Origin of the sequence: Microbulbifer sp. MI-G (genome assembly GCF_030440425.1) — a bacterium.
Lineage (GTDB): Bacteria > Pseudomonadota > Gammaproteobacteria > Pseudomonadales > Cellvibrionaceae > Microbulbifer > Microbulbifer spongiae.
Genome location: NZ_CP098023.1, coordinates 3,197,052 through 3,219,191 on the forward strand (window position 1 = coordinate 3,197,052; position 22,140 = coordinate 3,219,191).

Consider the following 22,140-nt stretch of genomic DNA (forward strand, 5'->3'; position numbering starts at 1 on the left):
TTAAAACCGCCGCAGAAGCGGCGGTTATCTCTCTGCTGCAGACAGCGCCACCCCTAGGCGTAGGCGCGCGCTTTCATCAATTCGATAAACTGGTCGAACAAAGGTGCCAGATCATGTGGGCCCGGGCTGGCTTCCGGGTGCCCCTGAAAGCTGAAGGCCGGCCTGTCTGTGAGGCGGATGCCCTGCAGGGTGCCGTCGAAAAGGGATTTATGGGTTACCTCCACATTCTCGGGGAGGGCATCCGCATCCACCGCAAAGCCGTGGTTCTGTGCTGTGATCATCACCCTGCCACTGCGCAGATCCTGCACCGGATGGTTACCACCATGGTGGCCAAATTTCATCTTGGAGGTTTTAGCGCCCACGGCCAGACCCAGCAACTGGTGTCCCAGGCAGATGCCATAGGTGGGAATACCCGCGTCGAGAAACGCGCGGATAGCAGTGATCGCATAATCACAGGGTTCCGGGTCACCGGGGCCGTTGGACAGGAAGATGCCGTGGGGATTCATCTCCAGCACCTCCGCCGCGGGGGTCTGCGCCGGTACCACGGTAATATTGCAGCCGCGGTCCACCAGCATGCGCAGGATATTGCGTTTTACACCGAAATCGTAGGCCACCACCTTGTAAGGTTGTACCGGCGCCGCCTTGTGCCCGGCACCCAGGGCCCAGGTCCCCGCATCAAAGGTGTAGCAATCCCCGGTGGTCACAACACTGGCCAAATCCATCCCCTTGAGGCCGGCAAAGGCCCTGGCCTTTGCCAGGGCTTCTTCGCGGTCGAGAATGTCACCGGCCAGGATACAGCCGTTCTGCGCACCCTTGTCGCGCAAAAGGCGGGTCAGACGGCGGGTATCGATATCGGCAATGGCGACAATATTGCGCTCGCGCAGGTAGTCCTGCAGGGACTGCTGGTTGCGAAAACTGCTGGCAAGCAGGGGCAGATCCCGGACCACCAGGCCCGCGGCCCAGACTTCTGCGCACTCTTCATCTGTCTCATTGGTGCCGGTGTTGCCAATGTGCGGGTACGTCAGGGTGACAATCTGGCGAGCGTAAGAGGGATCGGTCAGGATCTCCTGATAACCGGTCATTGAAGTATTGAACACAACCTCACCCACAGAGCTGCCGTGTGCCCCAATTGCGCGCCCCTCAAAAACACTGCCATCTGCAAGCACCAGCAGAGCGGGCGTTGTTGTGTGGAAAAAATCGAGGGACATACAGGTCTCCGGCGTGGGTACAGCGTTAATCAAATTGGAACTCTCCGGTCTACACAGCAGTGTGTGGGCCGGGCAGCGGGCTTTGGAGCAGACGGGGCTGGCTGGTGCGCGCATAAAAAAGCGAGATGAAACCTGACAGCTTCATCTCGCTTTAAAATTCTGCCCACACTCGGCTCTCACAAACTGGCCATCGCTTACCACCGGCTTTCCACAGTCCCGCGCGGCACAATCCGACCCCGTGCCACAGACCCAAATCCGGGCGCAGATTCTACGCGAAACCGCGCCAGGATACCAGTACAAACCTGCCCCAGAGGCATCGGCAGCCCCGGTTCAGTTGACCTCGCGCCCGAGGCGGAACAGGCTGGTACCCATCTTCAGCTCCGCCTTCTCCAGCATGGTCTTGTTCATACGCACGGCCACTTCACCACCGCTATCGGCAAACTCGATCATACCGCCGGTTGCGGCAAAGCGCTCAGCATCGCTCACAGTGAGAACGGGGAAATATTCCAGCGCCACCAGGGCCTTGAGCAGGTTGGCGCGCGCCATGGGTCCCAGCACGACGATCTGGCATTTGCGGGCGCGCAGCATCTGCTTCAGGTCAACTTTCTCAAATTCCGTTCTGCGCCCGTCGATACGCTGGTTCCTGAGGCGTTCTTGCAGGGGTTCACCGAGGGAATCTCCGCCCATCAGGCATACGCGGAAAGGGGCATTGCGGTTGTCAAAGGCATTGACCGGCCACTGCAGGTGGTAGGCAAAGTGCACGATGTAATCCACCATCACACGCCGCCCAAGGGGGGTTTCCGAGAGTTGTACCGCCGCCTGTACACCAGGGGCAGTCAGCGACAGCAACAGCAGGAAGCGCGTAAGGAAGCGGAGGGGAGGGGGAGCATTGCGTATGTTCACGGTTCTTCAGTCCCTGCGGCTTGCACCATTTGCCCACCAGGGCAACAACCCCGCCCTGTTCCCAGGGAGCTACCACCCGACAAACGGTTTCGATCAACGGACACCTGTGGCGAGGGGTGTTCCAGGCGCCTTTGTGCTTTGCAGAAACACCCGGCCACCCCAGAAGTTTAGCTTACCGGACCTGCGCCAGGCGTTTTCACAACAGCGCCCCCCCAAAGTCGCATCCGCTTTATTGGGAGGGCCTAGAGGAAGGACGGCAGCCGGCCTCCTATCCGCGTTATGCGGCATCTACCTGTCACCAACTACCAGGCTACAGGGCCTTTAACAGAGCAGTGCTTTTGAGAACAGAATAGGTGGCCAGGAAAGCAACCAAAAACTGCCCGCTCATTTGCAGCAGAAACTTGGGCCAGAAATCCATTTCTTCGGTGAACAGCGAAAGGACCACATTCCCGGGGAATAGAAAAATCCGAAAGTATTGCCACCCACCACCGTAGAGATTCCAATTATAGAAAAAGGCGGCCATGCCAATGAGCAGCGCGGCAAAACCAACCGCGAGTGATCGCACAACGGTTTTATCCATGGTATCAAAGCTCATAACAGTTGAAGCTCACAATAGACTTTCTCACAGGGACCAAAACAGGGCTGGGCCTGCCGCGCGGGATTTTTTTACCTGATTTTAGGCGTAATCTGATGTTCATATACAAGGCTATTTGGTATCAAACGGGCCGCCACCTTTCATCTTAAGGCAACCATTTTCTTTGCGCTTCGGTGTACTGTGGTACCCCCGCCCCTGCATCACCAAATCCCCCTGTCCCAGCAACCAAACCAGAACGACGGTGAAAACCCCACAGAAAAACACCATGCCTGCAACCCTGTACAGCAAATACGCTACAGGCATATCCTGAATTGTCGACACGGGACACGCATTGCCTATTTTGTATCGCGAGCTCCCTGAACGCCCTCCCCGACCATCGCCGGACGCCACTTCAGGGCTTTCTCGATTGACATGATCATGGCACCGGCCACATCCTTGCGGGTTGCACTTTCGATCCCTTCCAAACCGGGCGAGGAGTTCACCTCCAACAACAACGGCCCCTTGCGCGAACGGATAATATCTACCCCTGCCACTCTCAGCCCCAGTACTTTTGCAGCTTTCACTGCCAGGCGCTTCTCCTCCCGGGTGACCTTGACCACCGAGGCGGAGCCGCCCTGGTGCAGGTTGGCACGAAATTCTCCAGGAGCCGCTTCCCGTTGGATGGAGGCCACCACGCGGCTGTCGATCACAAACAGGCGCAGGTCCCTGCCCTCCGCCTCGCGGATAAATTCCTGCACCAGCAGGTTGGCCTTCAGCGACTTGAAAGCATTGATCACGGATTCCCCGGCTTTGCGGGTTTCCGCCAGCACCACGCCGCGCCCCTGGGCGCCTTCCAGCAGTTTGACCACAAGTGGTGCCCCCCCCACCATCTCGATCAGCTCGTTGGTATCCACGGGGGAATTGGCAAAACCGGAAGTGGGGATGGTCAGCCCGCTCTGCTGCAAAATCTGCAGGGAGTACAGCTTGTCCCGCGATTGGCGGATGGCGGCAGAACCATTCAGGGCAAAGACATCCAGGCTTTCAAAATGACGCGTGAGAGCACAGCCGTAAAACGTCTGACTGGGGCGGATACGCGGAATCACCGCGTCCAGGTTGTTGAGAATGCGACCGTCTCTGTAGTGTACCTCGGGCTCATCGGCATCCAGTTTCATATAGCACTGACGCACATCGAGAAATGTCATGCGATGACTGCGCTCTGCCCCCGCCTCCATAATCCGGCGGTTGCTATAGAGGTCCGGATTGGAGGCCAGCAGGCCGATGCGCAGCCCGGTGCCCGCAATATGATGCTCGTCGCGGTAGTATTCATCCAACTGACTCTGGGGGTAATCCCCCAGGCAGTAACACTCCGACGGATCTACCAGCATGCGCCCCAGCATCGCCTCCCGCCCCAGCAGCATACGGTAGCCCATACTGTCGCGGTTGGTCAGGGTCAACTCTATGTCCCAGACACTGCCGCCAACCGACAGGGCCGTGCGAATCACCGGGCGTTTCTCACTCTCTCCGGAGGAACTGCGCACCAGGCGCTTGTCCATCAGGCGTGCTTCACAGCGCACCGAGGGGCGGCGCTGGTGCTGCAAGGGATGGGCCTCAAAGCTGACCCAGGACTCTCCATCGCGCTTGAATGTCTGGATATTGTAGGCGTGCAGGCAGGAAGTCTTGGCTCCCGAGTCCACCCGCGCCTTTATCACTGGAATACCGAGTGCAGGAAATCCACACCACTCCTCACTGCCGACAATCAGCTTCTTTTCCAAGGGTACTCCCCTTATCCGGTAGAACAGGCTGGCCGGCCGGGCAAAACACCCACCGGCCCCGGCAAGCGTCACCTATAAGCATGACAGGCGAATGGAAATCCGGGAAACTTTCCCATCCCCCCTGCTGGCGTTAACAGTAACTATTTGAGGTGGGATGCATTCAGCCCAAGCACGTCACGCATATCATAGTGTCCCGGCGCCCGTGGGGACTGCCCGCTGCCCATCAGCCAAAGGGCCGCACGCACGGCGCCGCGGGCAAAAGACAGGCGGCTGCTTGCGCGGTGGGTAATCTCAACCCGCTCACCCTCGGCCAGAAAAAGGACCGAATGTTCGCCGACGACATCGCCACCGCGTATCGTGGCAAAGCCGATGGTATCCCGATCGCGCTCACCGGTTTGGCCCTCGCGACCGTAAACTGCCACTCTGTCCAGGTCGCGACCCAGCGTTTCGGCCACGACTTCCCCCATACTGAGGGCGGTGCCAGAGGGAGCATCCACCTTGTGGCGGTGATGCGCCTCGACAATCTCGATATCCGCATCCTCACCCATCACCCGCGCAGCGGTTTCCAGTAACTGGAAGCACAGATTGACCCCGGTGGAAAAATTACTGGCCAGACACAGCGGCACCTTTGCCGCATTGGCCAAAAGCCGGCGCTTCTGCTCCGCATCAAAGCCGGTGGTGCCGATGGCAATGGGGCGTCCTTGCGCTGCGCAGTAAGCGGCGTTCTCCACAGAAGCCAGCGGCGTGGTAAAGTCGATCAGGACATCGAAGTCGCCCTTGGCCAGGCTGTCCACAATCGTGAGGCCGCTGCGCCCCAGGCCGGCGACCTCCCCGGCGTCCGCCCCAACCAGGCTGGAACCGGGGCGCACTATCGCAGCGGAAAGCCCGGCATGCTCGCTAAGCCTCAAGGCCGCTGCCAGTGCCCGCCCCATGCGCCCGCCAAACCCCGCAACTGCTACCTGTACCGCCATGTTCGGCACTCCTACTCTACTCTCAATACGTTGAATGAATGTTCAGGGGTAATACTGTAGATATAGTCAGCCTCTTCCCCCTTGCAGTCTCTACCAGTGGACACAGTTACCCCCCTGCGAAAATCGCGCCTGACAGGTTCTGCTGAGCCAACACGGCTGAAACGGGATGCTTTCATGAGCAATTTCTGCCCAATATTGTCGAACAACCAATATCAGTTTCCAGATGATCGATGGTCCCCATGATATCGTCTTCTGTTGTCAGCGGGTTGATAGTGCAGAGCCGAAGCACACTGCGGTCTTTGAGCCTGGTCGAGGATACGCACGCGTAACCGCTGTCCGACAAAGCCTTAGCCCTGGCAGCATGCTGCCGGGGAGTCCCATTGTTCAGGGAGAAGCAGACAACGCCAATTTGAGCAGGCGTGATCACCTCCCATGTTTCGGGCCTGGAGCGTAAGTAGGCTTCGGCAAATTCTGCCAGTTTGATGCCGTGATTGATCGCTTTTCGAAATCGCTCAATACCATATGTCCGCAAGCTCATCCAGAGTTTTACCGCTCGTGATCGACGTGTGAGCTCCAAACTGCGGTTTCGAAAATCCACTTCACCGGCACTGGCTTCAACATCCTTGAGGTACTCCGGATTCATGTTGAAACAATGCTCAAGTGCGCCGGGACGACGAACCAGGACACAGCCAACGTCATAAGGCTGAAACAGCCATTTATGCGGATCCAGCACCAGCGAATCGGCTCGTTCGATCCCGGATAAATACTGACGCCCCTGTTGAGTAATCGCAGCCGGCCCCCCATACGCACCATCCACATGAAACCACAGATCTTCCTGTTGACAGATGTCCGCGATTTCGTGCAGTGGATCGACAGTTCCCGCATTGGTGGTTCCGGCAGTTCCGATGATCATCACAGGACGTCTGCCTGCAGCCCTGTCTTCCCCAATGGCTCGCGTCAGGCACTCCATCGACAGTTTGTAGTTCTCGTCACTCTCCAGTATTCGGATATGCTGCTTTGGCCAGCCCATTTCTCTGAGGTTGCGGACCAGTGACGAATGGGTCTGGTCGGTCAGGTAGACGACGCCCTTGCCGTAAACCGAGCGGGCCACGGAAAACGCCGTCAGGCTGGCATGGGACCCGCCACTGACCAGGACACCTTCGCTTCCTTCGGGAAAGCCCATTAACTGCTTCAGCCATTCAATAACGATGAGTTCAAGGGTCGCCGGGCCCGAGCCGCCGGCCCAGGACGCAGCGATTGCGTTGAATCCGGTCCCCAGCCATTCACCGAGAACGGCGGCAAACGAACTGGGGCCGGGCACTCTGGCGAAATAACGCGGATGGTCGCCTCTTTGCTGATGCCGTAAGGCGACCTCAGCAAGCAATGCCAGTGAAGCATCCGGATCCATCGGCTTGTTCGGCAAGGGGGCGCCAAGAACCGCCATCAAATCGGCAGGCGAGCCCGTAAGCACGGCATCTTCAACATTCTTGTGCATCAAGCGGTCGACGACCAGATCCACCACTTTGTGGCCCAGTCGACGCATCTCTTCAGCTTCCAGCCCAAGAGTGTCAGCAGGGTAGTAGAGCGCATGGTCGGGGTTTATTTTGCGAGTAGTCATAAATCACCGCGGCCTTAAGGGGTTCTGTGCGAGTAGAGAGTTATAACCAATTCTGGAGAGTGAGGGATTGAAACAAAGCAGCGTATCTGGTGGATTTGTTGTCGCCAAACAGTCAACCGCCCAAGAGTACGCCGCAATGGATCAGAATACCGTTGTTGAGTTTACAGGTCGACAGGAGACAGCTGGTCCACTCACAGAACGACTGCGCCGGGCGCACCAGAGCTGCTTCAGAAAGCAGTGGAGACAGAGCTGTCGACCTTCATGGAAAAGTTTCAAGACCGCCGTCTGGACGGCGGTCGTGCGGCGGTAGTCCGCAATTGATCGTTGATTATTTTAGCCTGTAGCTGTCATTACCTGTCTTTAGGATGTGGCAGTGATGGGTTAAGGGGGCTAGCAATGCCGCCGTCATTTTTCGTCGACAAACACCGGGGACCACTCCGCAATGCCTAGGTTGTTGTTAATGGCGATGCTTATGCGCCCGTAAAGCTTGCTGATCAAATGGAACAGCAATGCGCCACCAGCCTGGCTGAGATGCTTCGCCAGTGGGCCAGCACCCTTTTTGGGTGAATAAGCGTATTATCCCTTATTACAAAGGAGCTTTTCCTCACGCAAGCAGCGCCAGCCGCCACTGCTAGGCTTTATCCAACATAGTCAAGGGAGCGCCACTATGCGGCTTATCATTCGTCCCAGTTACTGGCCATGCCTACTGCAAGTCGCCCTTGCCCTGGGTCTCGCCTTTGCCAGCCTGTCGATCAATGCGCAGGGACAACAGCAGGCCAACCCCGACTTCTGGGAAAAATACGACGACCTCACCGATTGGGTGACACTCCGTCTGCAACTCACCCCCGAACAGGAAAAGGATGTATTACCAGTGATGCAGAGGAGTTTTGCGAAACAAAAATCCCTGCTGCAAAGCTACGGCCTGGCCAACAGCGCCAAGCGCAACCTCACCCCCAAGCAGCGCGGGGAAATCGGTGCACAGCTGGCGGTCATCAGCGCACAAAGCTATCGGGAACTGCAGGGCATGCTGAACGAGAAACAGCTGAGGGAGGCGAGTAAAATCCAGCGCGAGTTTTTGCGCGCATTTGCCGCCCGGTTGAGCATACGAGCGGGGCAGGACGAATAACCCGGCCCGCCGATCCACTGGCGGGGCGATACGCCCTGCGCCCGCCACTCGACTTGACGCAGTCGGTGTCTGTATAGGCACCAGGGGAAAGATTACAGTTTCATCTCTCCGAAGAAGTTCTTAACCCCTTCAAACCAGCCGGTCTGGCGCGGCGCATTTTTCTTCTCGCTGAGGGTGCTGGCAAACGTTTGCAACAGTTCCTTCTGCTTGCCGGAGAGATTCACCGGTGTTTCCACCACAACCCGGCACAACAGGTCGCCGGTAGCCCCGCCGCGCACTGGCGCCACCCCCTTGCCACGCAAACGGAACAGCTTGCCGGTCTGGCTCTCCGCCGGGATTTTCAGCTTCACCTTGCCCTCGAGGGTGGGGACTTCCAACTCCCCGCCGAGCGCAGCAGCCGCAAAGCTGATCGGCACTTCACAGTAGAGATTCTTGCCATCGCGCTGGAACAGTTCGTGCTCCTTGACCACCACCTGTACATACAGATCGCCGGCAGGACCGCCGTCAGGCCCCGCCTCACCCTCTCCGGACAGGCGGATGCGGTCGCCGGTATCCACACCGGGGGGCACCTTGACCGACAGGGTCTTGGTTTCCTCCACCCGACCGCGCCCGTGGCAACGGACACAGGGGTCGGAGATAATGCTGCCGCGTCCGCGGCACTTGGGACAGGTCTGCTGCACAGAGAAGAATCCCTGCTGCATACGCACCTGACCGGCCCCACCACAGGTCGAACAAGTTTGCGGCGAAGAGCCGGGTTTGGCACCGGAACCATGACAGATATCGCAGGCAGCCAGGGTGGGTACACGGATCTTCACGGTCGTGCCGCGCACTGCGTCTTCCAGGTCCAGCTCGAGATCGTAACGCAGGTCGGAACCCCGTGCCGGCCCACCGCGGCGGCCACCGCCACCACCGCCAAAGATATCGCCGAACACATCGCCGAAAATATCGGAGAAACCGCCGAAACCACCACCGCTGCCACCGCCCATCTGGCCTTCGACCCCAGCGTGACCAAACTGGTCATAGGCAGCGCGCTTTTGGGAATCCGCCAGCACCTCGTAGGCTTCGTTGGCCTCTTTAAATCGATTTTCCGCTTCCTTGTCATCGGGGTTGCGGTCCGGGTGAAACTTCATCGCCACCCGCCGGTAGGCCTTCTTCAGCTCTGCATCCGAAGCGCCGCGCTCGACACCCAGGACTTCATAATAATCGCGTTTCGACATAAAGCTATTTTCTCTGGTCTGGCATCAAAAACAGCCAAACTCAACTTTCTAATTTTCAGTCCCTAACCAACCCCCGCACCGCTACGGGGCTCTGCCAAGCCGCAAGGGGCGGCACCACTCTGGCAGACTGCCAACATCCTCGGCTTTAAATCCATGTACCTGAAACAACACAGGGCGCGGGACCTTGAGAGGAAGGCACCGCACCCCTGAAGTTCTCCGGCAGCCACAGTGAGCAATAGCTGCCGTCAAAGTGAACAGTAGACGTCTACTGGCCCTCTTTCTTGTCGTCCTTTACCTCTTCGAACTCAGCGTCTACCGCATCATCACCCGCGGAAGACGGTTGCTCACCCTGGGCCTCTGCACCGGCGCTCCCTTCAGCACCAGCCGCTTGGGCCTGTTCGGCGTACATCTTCTGGGCAACCGGGCCGGAGGCTTCGGTCAGCTTGGTAGTGGCAGCTTCCATCGCGGCCTTGTCGTTGCCTTTCACTGCTTCCTCCGCCCCGGAGATAGCCGCTTCAATCGCAGACTTTTCCTCTGCAGTTGCCTTGTCACCAGCTTCTTCCAGGGTCTTCTTGGTGGCTGAAATCAGGCTGTCGAGGGTATTGCGGGTCTGCACCAATTCCTCGAACTGCTTGTCCGCTTCCGCATTGGCTTCCGCGTCGGCAACCATCTTGTCGATCTCCTCCTCGGACAGGCCGGAGGATGCCTTGATCACGATAGACTGCTCCTTGCCGGTGGCTTTGTCCTTGGCGTGAACATGCAGAATACCGTTGGCGTCGATATCAAAGGTGACCTCGATTTGCGGCATTCCACGCGGCGACGGTGGAATATCGGCCAGGTCGAAACGGCCCAGGGATTTGTTCTGGGACGCCTGCTTGCGCTCACCCTGTACCACGTGGATGGTCACGGCAGTTTGATTGTCCTCGGCAGTAGAGAAAATCTGCGACTTCTTGGTCGGGATGGTGGTGTTCTTGTCAATCAGCGGCGTCGCCACCCCCCCCATGGTTTCAATACCCAGGGTTAGCGGTGTCACGTCCAGCAGCAGTACGTCTTTCACATCCCCAGACAATACCGCACCCTGAATGGCCGCACCGACGGCAACAGCTTCATCCGGGTTGACATCTTTGCGCGGCTCTTTGCCAAAGAACTCGGTAACCTTCTGCTGTACCAGTGGCATGCGGGTCTGGCCGCCGACCAGGATAACCTCGTCTACGCCGGAAGCGGACAGATCCGCATCCTGCAGGGCAATTTTGACCGGTTCCAGGGAGCGGGTAACCAGATCCTCCACCAGGCTTTCCAGCTTGGCGCGGGTCAGTTTTACAACCAGGTGTTTGGGACCGGTGGCATCTGCGGTGATGTAGGGCAAATTCACTTCGGTCTGCTGGCTGGAAGACAGTTCGATCTTGGCCTTTTCCGCCGCCTCCTTCAGGCGCTGCATGGCCAGCGGATCCCCTTTCAGATCGATGCCCTGGTCTTTCTTGAATTCGGCCGCCAGGTAGTCGATCAGACGCAGGTCGAAGTCTTCACCACCGAGAAAGGTATCACCGTTGGTGGAGAGCACTTCAAACTGCTTCTCACCATCCACGTCCGCAATTTCGATAATGGAGATATCGAAGGTACCGCCACCCAGGTCGTAAACGGCTACGGTGCGGTCTCCACCCTGCTTGTCGAGGCCGTAGGCCAGCGCTGCAGCCGTCGGCTCATTGATAATCCGCTTCACATCGAGCCCGGCGATACGGCCGGCATCTTTGGTGGCCTGGCGCTGGGAATCGTTGAAATAAGCTGGCACCGTAATGACCGCGGCTTCCACCTTCTCGCCGAGGAAATCTTCCGCGGTCTTTTTCATTTTTTTGAGGACTTCGGCGGAGACCTGTGGCGGCGCCTTCTTATCGCCCTTGGCTTCTACCCAGGCGTCACCGTTTTCGGCTTCAACGATTGTGTATGGCACCATTTTGATGTCTTTTTGTACGACATCGTCCTTGAACTTGCGGCCGATCAGGCGTTTGACCGCAAACAGGGTATTCTTGGGATTGGTCACCGCCTGGCGTTTGGCAGACTGGCCTACCAGAATTTCATTGTCGTCAGTAAAGGCAACAATGGAGGGTGTTGTGCGATCGCCCTCCGCATTCTCAATCACGCGCGCTTTATCACCATCCAGTATCGCGACACAGCTGTTGGTGGTGCCAAGGTCGATGCCGATAATTTTTCCCATCTGTAAAATCCTCGTTTGATGCGCTCTGCCAGCACTGTTGTGTGTATCGCGCGAATAATTCCTGATGTCAGCTATATTGGTGCCGGCCGATAAAATTCAAGGCTATCTGGCTCAGGCGCCGCTACGGTGCTTTGCTGACCACTACCATGGCCGGACGCACCAGGCGGCCGTTGAGGCGATAGCCTTTTTGAAACACTTCCAGAACCGTATTCGGTTCCACCTCTCCGTTGGGCACCTGGGTCATGGCCTGGTGCAGTTCGGGGTCGAATGGCTCGCCGGCCGGATCGACAACCTCCACCGAATTTTTCGCCAGGGTATCGATAAACGATTTGTGGGTCAGCGCAATGCCTTCCGCCAGCGCCTTGTTGGCCTCGTCTTCGGTATCAATGGTGGCGAGGGCGCGCTCCAGATTGTCCACAACCGGCAACAAGTCCTGCAGCAATTTCTCCACCGCAAATTTGCGCGCGCGCTCGACATCCTGCTGGGCGCGGCGGCGGGCATTCTGCCCCTCTGCCTGGGCACGCAGGGCGAGATCCTTCTGTACCGCCAGTTGCTCCTGCAGCTTGATGATTTCATCGTGCAGGGCATCGGCGCTCTCGGCCTCTTCCAGCAGGGCTTCCTCGGCCTGCCGGCGCTCTGTTGCGGATGGTTCCTCAATCTCGGCGGGAGCCGCCTCTTCTGTCTCTGTCAGGTGCTCGTCCACCAGCGCTTCCGGCTGCGCACCCTCTGTCATCTGGTCATCTTCGCTGCGCTCTCTGGCCACTGCTCTCTCCGTCGCGTCGACTCTGTCAGTAATGGATTGGGTCCGCCCGGCGGACTCTGGGGCTATATGGGGTCAACACCGCACAGTTCAAGAGGTTTTTCCTGTAAGCACCCACTGGCAGGGTAATGTGGTACTGGCGCTATAGCTAACGCAAGGCAGATACTGTATAAATAACCAATAGGCGGGCCAAAGTGCCCTCAAAAAGAAAGACACAGAAGCGTTTTCCATGTTGCTGCATTTGTCTATCAGCCAATTCACCCTGGTGGAACAGCTGGAGTTGGAGTTCGGCCCCGGTACCAGCGCCCTCACCGGTGAAACCGGCGCGGGGAAGTCCATTACCCTGGATGCGCTGGGACTGGCCCTGGGCGGGCGCGGCAGTGCCGAATTGGTACGCCCCGGTGCCAGCCGCACCGATATCAGTGCCACCTTTGATATTGCCGATCACCCCAGCGCCGAACACTGGCTGGTATCCCGGGAAATGGATGCGGGACAAGAGGTGATTCTGCGCCGCACCATTGGCGCTGACGGTCGCTCGCGGGCCTATATCAACGGCCAACCCGTACCCCTCCTGCAATTGCGCGCTTTTGCGCAACAACTGATTGATATCCACAGCCAGCACGAACACCAGTCCCTGCTGAATAAAGAAACCCACTGCCGCCTGCTGGATGAATTTGCCCAGGCCCAAACACTGGCCACTGAAGTCCGCAGCCGTTTCAAGACCTGGCAGGAACAGTACCGCCACTACCGCGCCCTGGCAGACAGTGCCGAGGAGACCGAAGCGCGACGCCACCTGCTGCAATACCAGCTGCAGGAACTGACCCGACTGGATCTGAGCACGGGGGAGATTGAGGCGCTGGAGCGCGAGCAACGCCAATTGTCCAAAGCGGGTGACCTTCTCAACGGCGGCTACCAGCTGGCGGCGCTGCTGTCCGGCGGCGAAGGGGATATCGCTGAGCAACTGCACCGCGCCCTGCAGCTGCTCTCGACCCTACCGGATCAGGCCCCGGCCCTGCTGGAAGTGTCGCAGATGCTCGACAGCGCGCGCATTCAGGTGGATGAGGCGGCAGACACCCTGTCGCGCCATATAGACCGCTTCGAGGTGGACCCGGAACGTCTGGCCGAGGTGGAGGCCCGCCTCAGCGCAATCTACCAGACAGCCCGCAAGCACAGGATACAACCACAGGAGCTGCCCGCTCTGGAACAGCAACTACAGGCAGAACTGGACGATATCAACGCGGCAGATACCCTTGAGCGACGCGCCGCAGAGTGCGAGGAACTGGAGTGCCAATTCCGCAAGGCCGCCGGCAAACTGAGCCAGCTGCGCAGCAAAGCCGCACAACAATTGGCCGAGGCGGTCAACCGGCAATTGGCGGCGCTGGCCATGCCCCATGTGCGCATGGAACTGGCATTGCACCCGCTGGCAAAGCCCAACGGCCGCGGTCTGGAAGACGTGGAGATGCTGATCACCACCAACCCGGGACAGCCGCCGCGCGCCCTGGGCAAAATCGCTTCCGGCGGAGAGCTTTCCCGGGTGAGCCTGGCGATTCAGGTTGTAACGGCGCGAACCTCGCGCACCCCCACCCTGGTATTCGACGAAGTGGATGTGGGGATCGGCGGCGCCACTGGAGATGTGGTCGGGCGCCTGCTGCGCCAGTTGGGCGAGGTGCACAGCGGCCGCAATGGCCAGGTGATCTGTGTCACCCACCTGGCCCAGGTGGCAGCGCGGGCCCACCGCCATTACCTGGTAGAGAAGCACTCCGATGGTGACAGTGCCTTTATTGCCCTGCGCGAACTGAGTGGGGATAACCGCCGCGAAGAAATCGCTCGCATGCTTGGCGGAGAAGCCACGGCCCAATCCCTGGCCCACGCAGAAGAGATGCTTTCGCGGGCTGTCTGAGCACGCGAAGGGTGCAAATCAGCCCCCGCTTTTACTCCCCCCTGCCCACCAGCCTGCCTGGCCAGTGCACAGGTGCATGGCCGTACCCCCTTATACAAATGCGCCATGGATCACGCCCCAATTGGGCGAAATAGCCGGTTTGTCAGCAGCATAAGCCGGGGCAGACCAGAAATGACTGGGTTTGGCGGCAGATGTCACCATATACTTGGCGCTCCATCCAAATGGCATCGACCAAGTTTATGCAGAAAACCATTTTTAACACCCCGGTAGTCACCCCACTGATCCGCCAGATCGCCAAACTGCTGCTGAAGTTGCACGGCTGGCGCGTAAAAGGCAACCAACACTCATTGAAGTTGAAAAAGTACGTGCTGCTGGGGGCTCCCCACACCACCAACTGGGACGGTTACTTCTTTATCCTGGCCGCGCTCAAGCTGAAACTCACCCCGCAGTGGATGGGCAAGGACAGGCTGTTCAAATTCCCACTGGGCGGGCCCATGCGCTGGTTTGGCGGTATTGCTGTGAATCGCAGCAAGGCCAACAACCTGGTGGAGGCCACTATCAGACAATTCAAGCTGAATAAGGAACTGATTATCGCGATTCCGCCAGAGGGCACACGCGGTATGGCGGAGCGCTGGAAAACCGGTTTTTATCATATCGCGCGCAATGCCAAGGTACCGGTGGTACTGGGCTTTATTAATTTCCGCAAGAAAGAGGTGGGCATTGGCCCGATCGCACAGCTGGGTGAAAACCTGGAGGTGGAACTGAATAAGTTGCGGGCGTTCTACGCGGACAAAATCGGCAAATTCCCGGAACGCTACGCGCCCCCATGCCAGTAACAGCCCCAACCGCTGGCGCAGGTTGGGGACAGAGGGGGGGCGCAAACGTCACACCCCGCGATGCCTACTGTTCTTTTTCTTTAACGTAGAGCACCAGGCTGTGGCCGGTCAGCTCATAGCCGTGCTCATCGGCGATCTGGCGCTGTAATTCCTCAATCTCCTCATTGTGAAACTCAATCACTTTACCGGTATCGGTACATACCATGTGATCGTGGTGATCCCCACGATCCAGTTCAAACACGGAATGGCCGCCATCGAAGTTGTGGCGCATAACCAGACCCGCGCTCTCAAACTGGGTCAGAACCCGGTAAACGGTGGCCAGACCCACATCCTCTCCCGCTTCCAGCAGCAGCTTGTAGACATCTTCAGCACTCAAGTGCTGTTCAGTGGTACTTTCAAGCAACTGTAGAATCTTTACCCGCGGCAGCGTGACCTTGAGGCCGGCCTTGCGCAACTCCTGGTTTTGATTTGACATGAATAGACGTTTCCCGACAGGATTCTAATAATGGTCTTTACTTGAAACGGCCCGCTGCAGGGATCGACAATCGACTGAGAGAGCAAAGCACCCTTCTGTCAGCAAGCCTCTTCTTCGGTTATTATCCCACGTCCTGCGGAGTCAGCGAAACCCCGACCCTCCCCGGTGGGCAAATCGCCAGGCCCGGGGAACTTTCCCCTACAATCGGGGCCTATTCGGTTTGATCAGTTAAAAACGGCACAATATACGCCATTGTCAGCATATAACGGAGCAATGAATGCCGCCTAGCCTGAAACTTCTCGCCATCGCCAGCCTGTGCACTCTCCTGGGCGCCTGTACGCTGATCAAATTCCCCGGCGTGCACCGTATCGAGGTTCAGCAGGGCAACATCATCACCCAGGACATGGTGAACCAGTTGAAACCCGGCATGACCCGGCGACAGGTCCAGTTCGTACTGGGTACGCCCCTGGTGGAAGATACCTACAACCCCAATCGCTGGGATTATATCAACCGCCTCCGGGACCCCAAGGGCGAAGTGACCCAGAAGCGCTTTAGCGTCTATTTCAATGGCGATATCCTGATCGCCACCAGTGGCGACTGGCAGCCCACAGGCTGGCCCTGATCCCCCTAGGGCTCCCCGCTCTTACCGGCCAGGCGTCTGGCTTTTTCGGCGCGCTGCTTGCGCGCCTCTTTCGGATCGGCGATCAGGGGCCGGTACACTTCAACCCGGTCACCGGGCTGTAATTGGTACTGCTCTGCTGGTGGCAAGCCCCTGCTGCCCAGCGCCTGGGCAAAAATCCCCATTTTGGCCGTATCCGGGTCCACTTCCGGATACTCTTCCGGTATCCCCGAGCGTATCAGCGCCTCCCGCGCAGTAGTGCCGCGCTTGACCAGCAAACGCATCAAGCGCTGCTCGTGGGGCAAAGCGTAAACTACTTCCACTGAAATCGTATTGTCTTCTGTCATCGCGGTTTTCCGTATATCTCTTCAGCGCGCTCACACATCACCGCAACCATCTGGTTGGCCAGATCGCTGAACAGCTTGCCCGCAGCTGCGGCAACCAGGCGGCTTTTCAGGGAAAATACCAGGGAAAAGGTCACCTTGCAGGCGCTTTCAGCCAGCGGGTCAAACTGCCACTGCCCGGTGAACTGCTCAAAGGGGCCATTCACCAGATTCAGGGTCATGCTGTATGGTCTCTGCAACCGGTTGCGTGTGACAAAACTCTGGCGAATGCCCGCGCGGGACAGCTCCAGTCGCGCTTCCAGGGTCTCTTCGTCGCGGTACAAAATCTCCGCCCCGCGACACCCCGGTAAAAACTGCGGGTAACTGGCCACATCATTGACCAGGTCAAACATTTGCTCTGTGCTGTACATCACCAGCGCGCTGCGTTCTATTTCAGTCATTCCTGCTATCCAAGCCAGTCTGCCAGGCGAAATTGTCCGTGATTGCCATTCGCCGGCTAATTTTGCCAGCCGGCGCTACTCAAGCAAGGCAATTCCTGTAACAATCGCATTTTTGCCGGCTGGCCACACTCGGCACCAGCCGGGATAACAACGAGACAAGCCGTATCGGGTAAAGAATAATAGTGAGAGTACTATGACCGCAGTAAGAGAGCATTTTGGGTCAAGGCTGGGTTTTATCCTGGCCGCCGCGGGATCCGCAGTGGGTATTGGCAACCTGGTGGCCTTCCCGGTAGCCGCCACCAAAAGCGGGGGCGGTGCCTTCCTGCTGGTCTACGCACTCTTCGTCTTCCTGATCTGCCTGCCGGTCATGATGGCGGAGCTGGCGATGGGGCGACGCTCCGATAAAGACCCGGTTGGCGCCTATCGCCAACTTTCCAGCGGCTCCCACCTCTGGCGCATACCCGGATGGCTGGCTTTGGCCACACCCTTTATGATCGCGGTGTTTTACCTGGTGGTCACCGTGTGGGTACTGGGATACTTGATTGAAACCGTAACCGGTAACCTGGACAAACTCGCAGCCCCGGATTTCTTTATCCAGTTTATCAATACCCCGCAGATATTCATCTACCTGGTGGCCCTGATGCTGTTGATCAACGCCATTCTCGCCATGGGCGTCAAGGACGGGATAGAACGCGCTGCGAAAACACTGATGCCGATGTTGTTCGTCATGCTGCTGGGGTTGGTGATTTTCGTCCTGACTCTGGAGAACGCCTCTCTCGGCTTGAAGTACTACCTCATCCCGGACTTCAGCAAACTCGACGGCAATGTGGTCAGTAAAGCCATGGCCCAGGCTTTCTTCTCCCTTTCTCTGGGCATGGGCATTATGATCACCTACGGCTCCTACATGAAGCGGCAGGACTCCATCCCCGGCTCCTCCCGCGCGGTGGCCATCACCGACACCCTGGTGGCCTTTACCGCGGGTCTGCTGATACTACCGAGTATCTTTCACTTTAATCCACAGATTGACCCCACCGAGCTGAGTGAATCCTCCGCGGGTATGATCTTCCAGTTCCTGCCCAGGATCTTCCTCGCCCTGCAAGATGGCATCGGCTATGTTGGCGCAAGCGTGGTTGCAACAACCTTCTTCTTCCTGGTGCTGGTTGCGGCGATCACCTCGCTGGTTTCCATCATCGAAGTGCCCATCGCCACCCTGCGTGACGAGCGGCGCATGGAGCGCAAAAAAGCCATCTACCTGATTGCCGGGGTGCAGTTTCTACTGGCAATTGCTTGCGCGGTATCCTTTGGCATGGTCAACTGGATCACTGATTTTGTGCAGCTGGCCGGCGCCAGCAAGTCCTTCTTCGATTTGGTTGAGATCATCTTCTACGACACCATCCTGCCCCTCAATGGCCTGCTGGTCTGCCTGTTTGTGATCTATAAGTGGAAGAAGGCAAATTTTGATAAAGAGCTGCAGGAGGGTGATGAAAAGTTTGCCGGCTCCTTTTCACAGAAATACGTCAACTTCTCCCTGGGCACCTTTATTCCATTGATACTATTGCTGATTTTTATCAACACCGTGGCCCTGAAGTTTTTTGGACACAGTTTTATCTAGTCATTCGAAGTTTTCATGACCAAAAAAAAGAAAGCGCAAAAACCCAATACCATCGCCCTGAACAAGAAGGCCCGCCACGACTACTTTATTGAAGCGAAGTTTGAGGCGGGTGTGGAAATGCAGGGGTGGGAGGTGAAGAGCTGTCGCGAGGGCAAGGCCCAGCTGACCGACAGCTATGTCATTTTCAAAAATGGCGAGGCCTGGCTGCTGGGTGCGCGCATACAACCGCTGCCCAGTGCATCCACCCATTTTGTCACTGAGCCCGACCGCACCCGACGCCTGCTGCTCACCAAGCGCGAACTGTCTCGACTGATCACCGCAGTGGAGCAAAAAGGGCACACAGTGGTGGCCACTGCGCTGTATTGGAAAAGGCACTTGATCAAATGTGAAATTGCTCTGGCGAAAGGCAAAGCGATGCACGACAAGCGCGAAACCGAGAAAAAGCGCGACTGGAACCGCGAGAAACAGCGCCTGATGCGCGCAGAGCACAAGTAGTGTGCCGCACCAATAACCCGGTATCCAAATAGGCTGCCAGGGAACACCAGAAGAATAATGACAGGATTTACCATGAGTGCACCGCGAGGACAATTCAGTACCAATATTGGCTTTTTGATGGCCGCGGCGGGGTCCGCCGTGGGCCTCGGCAATATCTGGGGCTTCCCCACCAAAGCCGCCGGCAATGGCGGTGCCGCCTTTGTGGTGGTCTATCTGTTTCTGGCCTTTGCGCTCGCCTATCCGGCCCTGATGGCCGAACTCACCATAGGCCGCTACGCGCGCCGCAATATGGTGCAGGCTCTGCGCATCATCTCCAATGGGCCGGTCAGCCGTTTCTTCGGCGGCCTCACCGGCTTCGGCGGTATTCTGGTGGCCTCGCTGATCCTCAGCTTTTACGCCATCGTAGCGGGCTGGATGGTGGCCCACCTGGCCGAACCGTTCGCTGCACTGTTCGGCGCACAGGATGCCGCACAGTGGCTGACAGACAACAGCACCGAGCGCAATCTGCTCTTCACCGCCATTTTCAGCGGCCTCACCATGCTGATTATCGCCAGCGGTGTCGAAAAGGGGATCGAGCGCTGGTCCACCCTGCTGATGCCCTCACTGATCATTCTGTTGCTGCTGCTGATAGGGTATGTGCTCACCCAGCCCGGCGCCCTTTCCGGCCTCGAGGTATACCTGATGCCGGACTTCAGTCATTTCACCCCCAAACTGCTGATCTCCGCTTTGGGCCAGGCCTTCTTTTCCCTGTCTTTGGGGGTGGGCACCATGCTGATCTACGGCTCCTACCTGAGCCAGCAGGAGAGCCTGCCTCGCCTGGGGGCACTGGTGACGCTGATCGATGTGGGTATCGCCTTTACTGCCGGCCTGCTGATTTTGCCGGCCATGTATGTCGCCCAGGAAGCCGGCTCACAGATTTTCTCTGCCAGCGGAGAGCTGATCGCCGGGCCCGACCTCATTTTGCAAGTGCTGCCGGCCCTGTTCGACACCATGGGCAAAGCCGGTATCGTAGTGGCCATCACTTTTTTTGCCCTGATGGTCATCGCTTCCCTGACCTCCTCGATTTCCATGCTGGAGGTACCGGTGGCGTTTTCCATTGAGAATCTGGGAGTTCCGCGACGTATCGCCACGCCCGCGGTGGGTCTGATCATCTTCGGCATCAGCACGGTCATCATCACCCACTTCGATACCCTGTTTGGACTGGCGGTCAGCATCAGTACCGAGTACGGGCAACCGCTGCTCGGCATCGCCCTGTGTCTCTTTGCCGGCTGGGTCTGGCGCCGCGACCAGTTACTCGCCGAGTTGAAGAAGGGTCACCCCAACATTGAACAGACCCTGTTCTGGCGGATCTGGCCCTGGTATGTGCGCATCGTCTGCCCACTACTTATTATGACCGCGTTTGTGCATTCGGTCATTTAAAACCTATCAGCTCTCAGCTTCGGAGCCTCCTCCCACTGGCTTCGCCAGTTTAGACAGCGACCGGCCTGTCCAGCGGTCCGATCCGGTGTATTGTCGGGCTGCCAATTGCGGTATACTGACACGACACGAGAGTGTTTCTGATCGGGGATGACTTGGATTCGACGCCGGTGACGAAACCTTGGGTGCATGCCGTGATGGCAGCCAATCACGTTAATCCAAAGCTGTACTTTACTAGTTGCCAACGACGACAACTACGCTCTAGCGGCTTAAGCCCGCTAGCAGTCTGCTGCAAGGTTCCAGTATCGCGCTGCAGGCTGTAATACAGAACTGGATCGCCGTGAACCGCGCCTGTCGGGGATCGGTTAAACACTACACAGGCTCGCCTTCTACGTCCTGACCGCCGGGCTGTAGCGGGCTAAATCAATAGACGGAGCTAAGCATGTAGAGCCTCTGGCAGAGTGCTGACGGACGCGGGTTCGACTCCCGCCATCTCCACCAAATCGCTGTCTCAGACAGCCCACAAAAGCCCCGAAAGCGTTGAGTTTCCGGGGCTTTTGCTTATCAGACCAATCCCAGTTAATCTAAGCTAACCCGTCCGCATACAACCTCAGATGGACGGGTTGGTAGCAACTCCACCGTCCAACCCGTCCAAAATCCACGGAAGGTGAGCTATGCCGCTGTCTGATACCAAAATCCGCACCCTCAAGCCCCGCGAGAAGAAGTACATCGAGTCCGATGAGAAAGGGCTGACTATTGAAGTGATTCCGGCCGGGGCCAAGCGCTGAGTTTTACGTTTCCGCCTGCATGGCAAACGCACGGAAATGGCACTCGGGGTTTACCCCGGTGTGAGCCTTAAACGCGTCCGTAAACTCCGTGATAAAGCTAGGCAGCATGTAGCTGAAGGCGTTGACCCTCGCGATATAAAACACGCCCGCAAAGAATTCGCTTTGAAAGCCAACCGCAATAGCTTCGCTGCGGTTAGTGATGAGTGGTTTGTCGCCAACATGGCCCACCTTTCCAGCTCCTCAAAGAACCGCGCCAATCTTGCGTTAGAACGTGACCTAAAACCTTTTCTGGGCAAGCGTCCCATCTCCGAAATAAGCCCGCCTGAAGTACTGCGTTGCCTGCGTCGTATTGAGAGTCGGAAAACCCTGGAGACTGCCCACCGGGTAAAGCGAGTAGCCAGCCAGGTATTTCGTTTTGCGGTGGCCACCGGAAGGGCCGACCGCGACCCTACCACAGACCTGACCGGCGCGCTCACCCCCACCAAGAAAAAGCACTTGGCAGCTATTACTGACCCTACTGAGGTTGGGCGCCTGCTAACCGCCATAGACGAATACCAAGGCGCTCCAGTAGTAAGAGCGGCCCTAAAATTGTCCCCTCTACTGTTCTGCCGCCCTGGAGTACTGCGTAAACTGGAGTGGACGGAAATCAAGTGGGAGGCGCAACGAATTGAGCTACCGAGTGAAAAAATGAAAATGGGACAACCACACATTTTCCCTCTATGAGTGGTGCGACCACGAACTTAAAACAATGGGTTACACTTAACTGAGCCGAAATTGGGGGTGATCTCAATTCAGTATCTGGTGACTCTGTGACGCCAGCGACCAATTAAGATGTTGCCGCGAATTTCGCCAAC

General features: G+C 57.7%; 20 protein-coding genes, 1 other RNA gene and 3 pseudogenes. 10 read left to right on the forward strand and 14 right to left on the reverse strand.

Going from position 1 to position 22,140, the window contains the following annotated elements; genetic code table 11:
* Positions 1-53 precede the first annotated feature (53 nt).
* The 8 genes and pseudogenes from carA to M8T91_RS13380 all read right to left on the reverse strand — a co-directional run.
* A complete protein-coding gene (carA, locus tag M8T91_RS13345; RefSeq protein ID WP_301414655.1) occupies positions 54-1,208 on the reverse strand; it encodes a glutamine-hydrolyzing carbamoyl-phosphate synthase small subunit in 1,155 nt (384 codons plus the stop codon).
* A 330-nt stretch (positions 1,209-1,538) separates the two neighbouring features.
* Positions 1,539-2,111 carry a YfiR family protein gene (locus tag M8T91_RS13350; protein WP_301414657.1) on the reverse strand — a complete coding sequence of 191 codons (573 nt, stop codon included), beginning with the start codon at positions 2,109-2,111 and terminating at the stop codon, positions 1,539-1,541.
* A 310-nt stretch (positions 2,112-2,421) separates the two neighbouring features.
* A complete protein-coding gene (locus tag M8T91_RS13355) occupies positions 2,422-2,706 on the reverse strand; it encodes a hypothetical protein (RefSeq protein ID WP_301414658.1) in 285 nt (94 codons plus the stop codon).
* A gap of 335 nt (positions 2,707-3,041) precedes the next feature.
* Positions 3,042-3,971 (reverse strand): 30S ribosomal protein S6--L-glutamate ligase, encoded by a 930-nt coding sequence (gene rimK, locus M8T91_RS13360; protein WP_301419112.1) that lies wholly within the window; start codon positions 3,969-3,971, stop codon positions 3,042-3,044.
* Between the two features lie 132 nt (positions 3,972-4,103).
* Positions 4,104-4,529, reverse strand: a pseudogene (locus tag M8T91_RS13365) (ATP-dependent zinc protease family protein); the annotation flags it as partial.
* A 68-nt stretch (positions 4,530-4,597) separates the two neighbouring features.
* On the reverse strand, positions 4,598-5,428 hold the full coding sequence (dapB, locus tag M8T91_RS13370; RefSeq protein WP_301414660.1) for a 4-hydroxy-tetrahydrodipicolinate reductase: 831 nt from the start codon (positions 5,426-5,428) through the stop codon (positions 4,598-4,600).
* Positions 5,429-5,600: 172 nt separating this feature from the next.
* Positions 5,601-7,046, reverse strand: a complete 1,446-nt coding sequence (locus M8T91_RS13375; RefSeq protein ID WP_301414662.1) for a pyridoxal phosphate-dependent decarboxylase family protein — start codon at positions 7,044-7,046, stop codon at positions 5,601-5,603.
* 328 nt (positions 7,047-7,374) lie between these two features.
* A pseudogene (locus M8T91_RS13380) lies at positions 7,375-7,574 on the reverse strand (ATP-binding protein); the annotation flags it as partial.
* Positions 7,575-7,713: 139 nt separating this feature from the next.
* On the opposite strand from M8T91_RS13380, the gene M8T91_RS13385 reads away from it, so the two are divergent.
* Positions 7,714-8,172, forward strand: a complete 459-nt coding sequence (locus M8T91_RS13385; protein WP_301414663.1) for a hypothetical protein — start codon at positions 7,714-7,716, stop codon at positions 8,170-8,172.
* 92 nt (positions 8,173-8,264) lie between these two features.
* On the opposite strand, the gene dnaJ is transcribed toward M8T91_RS13385, so the two are convergent.
* The 3 genes from dnaJ to grpE form a co-directional block, all read right to left on the reverse strand.
* The gene (gene dnaJ, locus M8T91_RS13390; protein ID WP_301414664.1) at positions 8,265-9,389 is read right to left on the reverse strand and encodes a molecular chaperone DnaJ; all 1,125 of its coding nucleotides are present in this window, start codon (positions 9,387-9,389) and stop codon (positions 8,265-8,267) included.
* A gap of 265 nt (positions 9,390-9,654) precedes the next feature.
* Positions 9,655-11,601, reverse strand: coding sequence for a molecular chaperone DnaK (dnaK, locus tag M8T91_RS13395; RefSeq protein ID WP_301414665.1), 1,947 nt, complete (start codon positions 11,599-11,601; stop codon positions 9,655-9,657).
* Positions 11,602-11,722: 121 nt separating this feature from the next.
* Complete coding sequence (gene grpE, locus M8T91_RS13400) at positions 11,723-12,364, reverse strand: nucleotide exchange factor GrpE (protein WP_301414666.1); 642 nt, start codon at positions 12,362-12,364, stop codon at positions 11,723-11,725.
* A 226-nt stretch (positions 12,365-12,590) separates the two neighbouring features.
* Here grpE and recN point away from each other — a divergent pair, with 226 nt between their 5' ends.
* Positions 12,591-14,261 carry a DNA repair protein RecN gene (gene recN, locus M8T91_RS13405; RefSeq protein ID WP_301414667.1) on the forward strand — a complete coding sequence of 557 codons (1,671 nt, stop codon included), beginning with the start codon at positions 12,591-12,593 and terminating at the stop codon, positions 14,259-14,261.
* A gap of 191 nt (positions 14,262-14,452) precedes the next feature.
* On the forward strand, positions 14,453-15,097 hold the full coding sequence (locus tag M8T91_RS13410) for a 1-acyl-sn-glycerol-3-phosphate acyltransferase (protein WP_301414668.1): 645 nt from the start codon (positions 14,453-14,455) through the stop codon (positions 15,095-15,097).
* Between the two features lie 64 nt (positions 15,098-15,161).
* Here M8T91_RS13410 and fur read toward each other — a convergent pair whose 3' ends face one another.
* Positions 15,162-15,572, reverse strand: a complete 411-nt coding sequence (fur, locus tag M8T91_RS13415) for a ferric iron uptake transcriptional regulator (RefSeq protein ID WP_301414670.1) — start codon at positions 15,570-15,572, stop codon at positions 15,162-15,164.
* Between the two features lie 277 nt (positions 15,573-15,849).
* Here fur and M8T91_RS13420 point away from each other — a divergent pair, with 277 nt between their 5' ends.
* On the forward strand, positions 15,850-16,194 hold the full coding sequence (locus M8T91_RS13420; RefSeq protein WP_301414672.1) for an outer membrane protein assembly factor BamE: 345 nt from the start codon (positions 15,850-15,852) through the stop codon (positions 16,192-16,194).
* Between the two features lie 5 nt (positions 16,195-16,199).
* Here the strand turns inward: M8T91_RS13420 and M8T91_RS13425 are convergent, their stop codons facing one another.
* Both M8T91_RS13425 and M8T91_RS13430 read right to left on the reverse strand, forming a co-directional pair.
* Positions 16,200-16,538, reverse strand: coding sequence for an RnfH family protein (locus M8T91_RS13425; protein ID WP_301414673.1), 339 nt, complete (start codon positions 16,536-16,538; stop codon positions 16,200-16,202).
* Entirely contained in the window at positions 16,535-16,975 is a 441-nt protein-coding gene (locus tag M8T91_RS13430) for a type II toxin-antitoxin system RatA family toxin (RefSeq protein WP_301414674.1), read from the reverse strand. The genes M8T91_RS13425 and M8T91_RS13430 overlap by 4 nt, the downstream gene beginning before the upstream one ends.
* Positions 16,976-17,168: 193 nt before the next feature.
* On the opposite strand from M8T91_RS13430, the gene M8T91_RS13435 reads away from it, so the two are divergent.
* From M8T91_RS13435 to M8T91_RS13455, 6 genes and pseudogenes are all read left to right on the forward strand, one after another.
* The gene (locus M8T91_RS13435) at positions 17,169-18,587 is read left to right on the forward strand and encodes a sodium-dependent transporter (protein ID WP_301414675.1); all 1,419 of its coding nucleotides are present in this window, start codon (positions 17,169-17,171) and stop codon (positions 18,585-18,587) included.
* A 15-nt stretch (positions 18,588-18,602) separates the two neighbouring features.
* On the forward strand, positions 18,603-19,082 hold the full coding sequence (smpB, locus tag M8T91_RS13440) for an SsrA-binding protein SmpB (protein WP_301414676.1): 480 nt from the start codon (positions 18,603-18,605) through the stop codon (positions 19,080-19,082).
* A 72-nt stretch (positions 19,083-19,154) separates the two neighbouring features.
* Positions 19,155-20,501 carry a sodium-dependent transporter gene (locus M8T91_RS13445; protein WP_301414677.1) on the forward strand — a complete coding sequence of 449 codons (1,347 nt, stop codon included), beginning with the start codon at positions 19,155-19,157 and terminating at the stop codon, positions 20,499-20,501.
* A 143-nt stretch (positions 20,502-20,644) separates the two neighbouring features.
* Positions 20,645-20,999, forward strand: a transfer-messenger RNA (tmRNA) gene (gene ssrA, locus M8T91_RS13450).
* Between the two features lie 323 nt (positions 21,000-21,322).
* A pseudogene (locus M8T91_RS18970) lies at positions 21,323-21,370 on the forward strand (hypothetical protein); the annotation flags it as partial.
* A 78-nt stretch (positions 21,371-21,448) separates the two neighbouring features.
* The gene (locus tag M8T91_RS13455; protein WP_301414679.1) at positions 21,449-22,009 is read left to right on the forward strand and encodes a tyrosine-type recombinase/integrase; all 561 of its coding nucleotides are present in this window, start codon (positions 21,449-21,451) and stop codon (positions 22,007-22,009) included.
* Positions 22,010-22,140 lie beyond the last annotated feature (131 nt).

Coding starts and splice junctions, on each gene's coding strand:
- dapB (WP_301414660.1), bottom strand. CDS start 5,428: ATGGCGGTACAGGTAGCAGTTGCGGGGTTTGGCGGGCGCATGGGGCGG.
- M8T91_RS13435 (WP_301414675.1), top strand. CDS start 17,169: ATGACCGCAGTAAGAGAGCATTTTGGGTCAAGGCTGGGTTTTATCCTG.
- smpB (WP_301414676.1), top strand. CDS start 18,603: ATGACCAAAAAAAAGAAAGCGCAAAAACCCAATACCATCGCCCTGAAC.
- M8T91_RS13445 (WP_301414677.1), top strand. CDS start 19,155: ATGAGTGCACCGCGAGGACAATTCAGTACCAATATTGGCTTTTTGATG.
- M8T91_RS13430 (WP_301414674.1), bottom strand. CDS start 16,975: ATGACTGAAATAGAACGCAGCGCGCTGGTGATGTACAGCACAGAGCAA.
- M8T91_RS13425 (WP_301414673.1), bottom strand. CDS start 16,538: ATGACAGAAGACAATACGATTTCAGTGGAAGTAGTTTACGCTTTGCCC.
- M8T91_RS13375 (WP_301414662.1), bottom strand. CDS start 7,046: ATGACTACTCGCAAAATAAACCCCGACCATGCGCTCTACTACCCTGCT.
- M8T91_RS13385 (WP_301414663.1), top strand. CDS start 7,714: ATGCGGCTTATCATTCGTCCCAGTTACTGGCCATGCCTACTGCAAGTC.
- dnaK (WP_301414665.1), bottom strand. CDS start 11,601: ATGGGAAAAATTATCGGCATCGACCTTGGCACCACCAACAGCTGTGTC.
- carA (WP_301414655.1), bottom strand. CDS start 1,208: ATGTCCCTCGATTTTTTCCACACAACAACGCCCGCTCTGCTGGTGCTT.
- dnaJ (WP_301414664.1), bottom strand. CDS start 9,389: ATGTCGAAACGCGATTATTATGAAGTCCTGGGTGTCGAGCGCGGCGCT.
- fur (WP_301414670.1), bottom strand. CDS start 15,572: ATGTCAAATCAAAACCAGGAGTTGCGCAAGGCCGGCCTCAAGGTCACG.
- M8T91_RS13420 (WP_301414672.1), top strand. CDS start 15,850: ATGCCGCCTAGCCTGAAACTTCTCGCCATCGCCAGCCTGTGCACTCTC.
- M8T91_RS13410 (WP_301414668.1), top strand. CDS start 14,453: ATGTCACCATATACTTGGCGCTCCATCCAAATGGCATCGACCAAGTTT.
- M8T91_RS13355 (WP_301414658.1), bottom strand. CDS start 2,706: ATGAGCTTTGATACCATGGATAAAACCGTTGTGCGATCACTCGCGGTT.
- recN (WP_301414667.1), top strand. CDS start 12,591: ATGTTGCTGCATTTGTCTATCAGCCAATTCACCCTGGTGGAACAGCTG.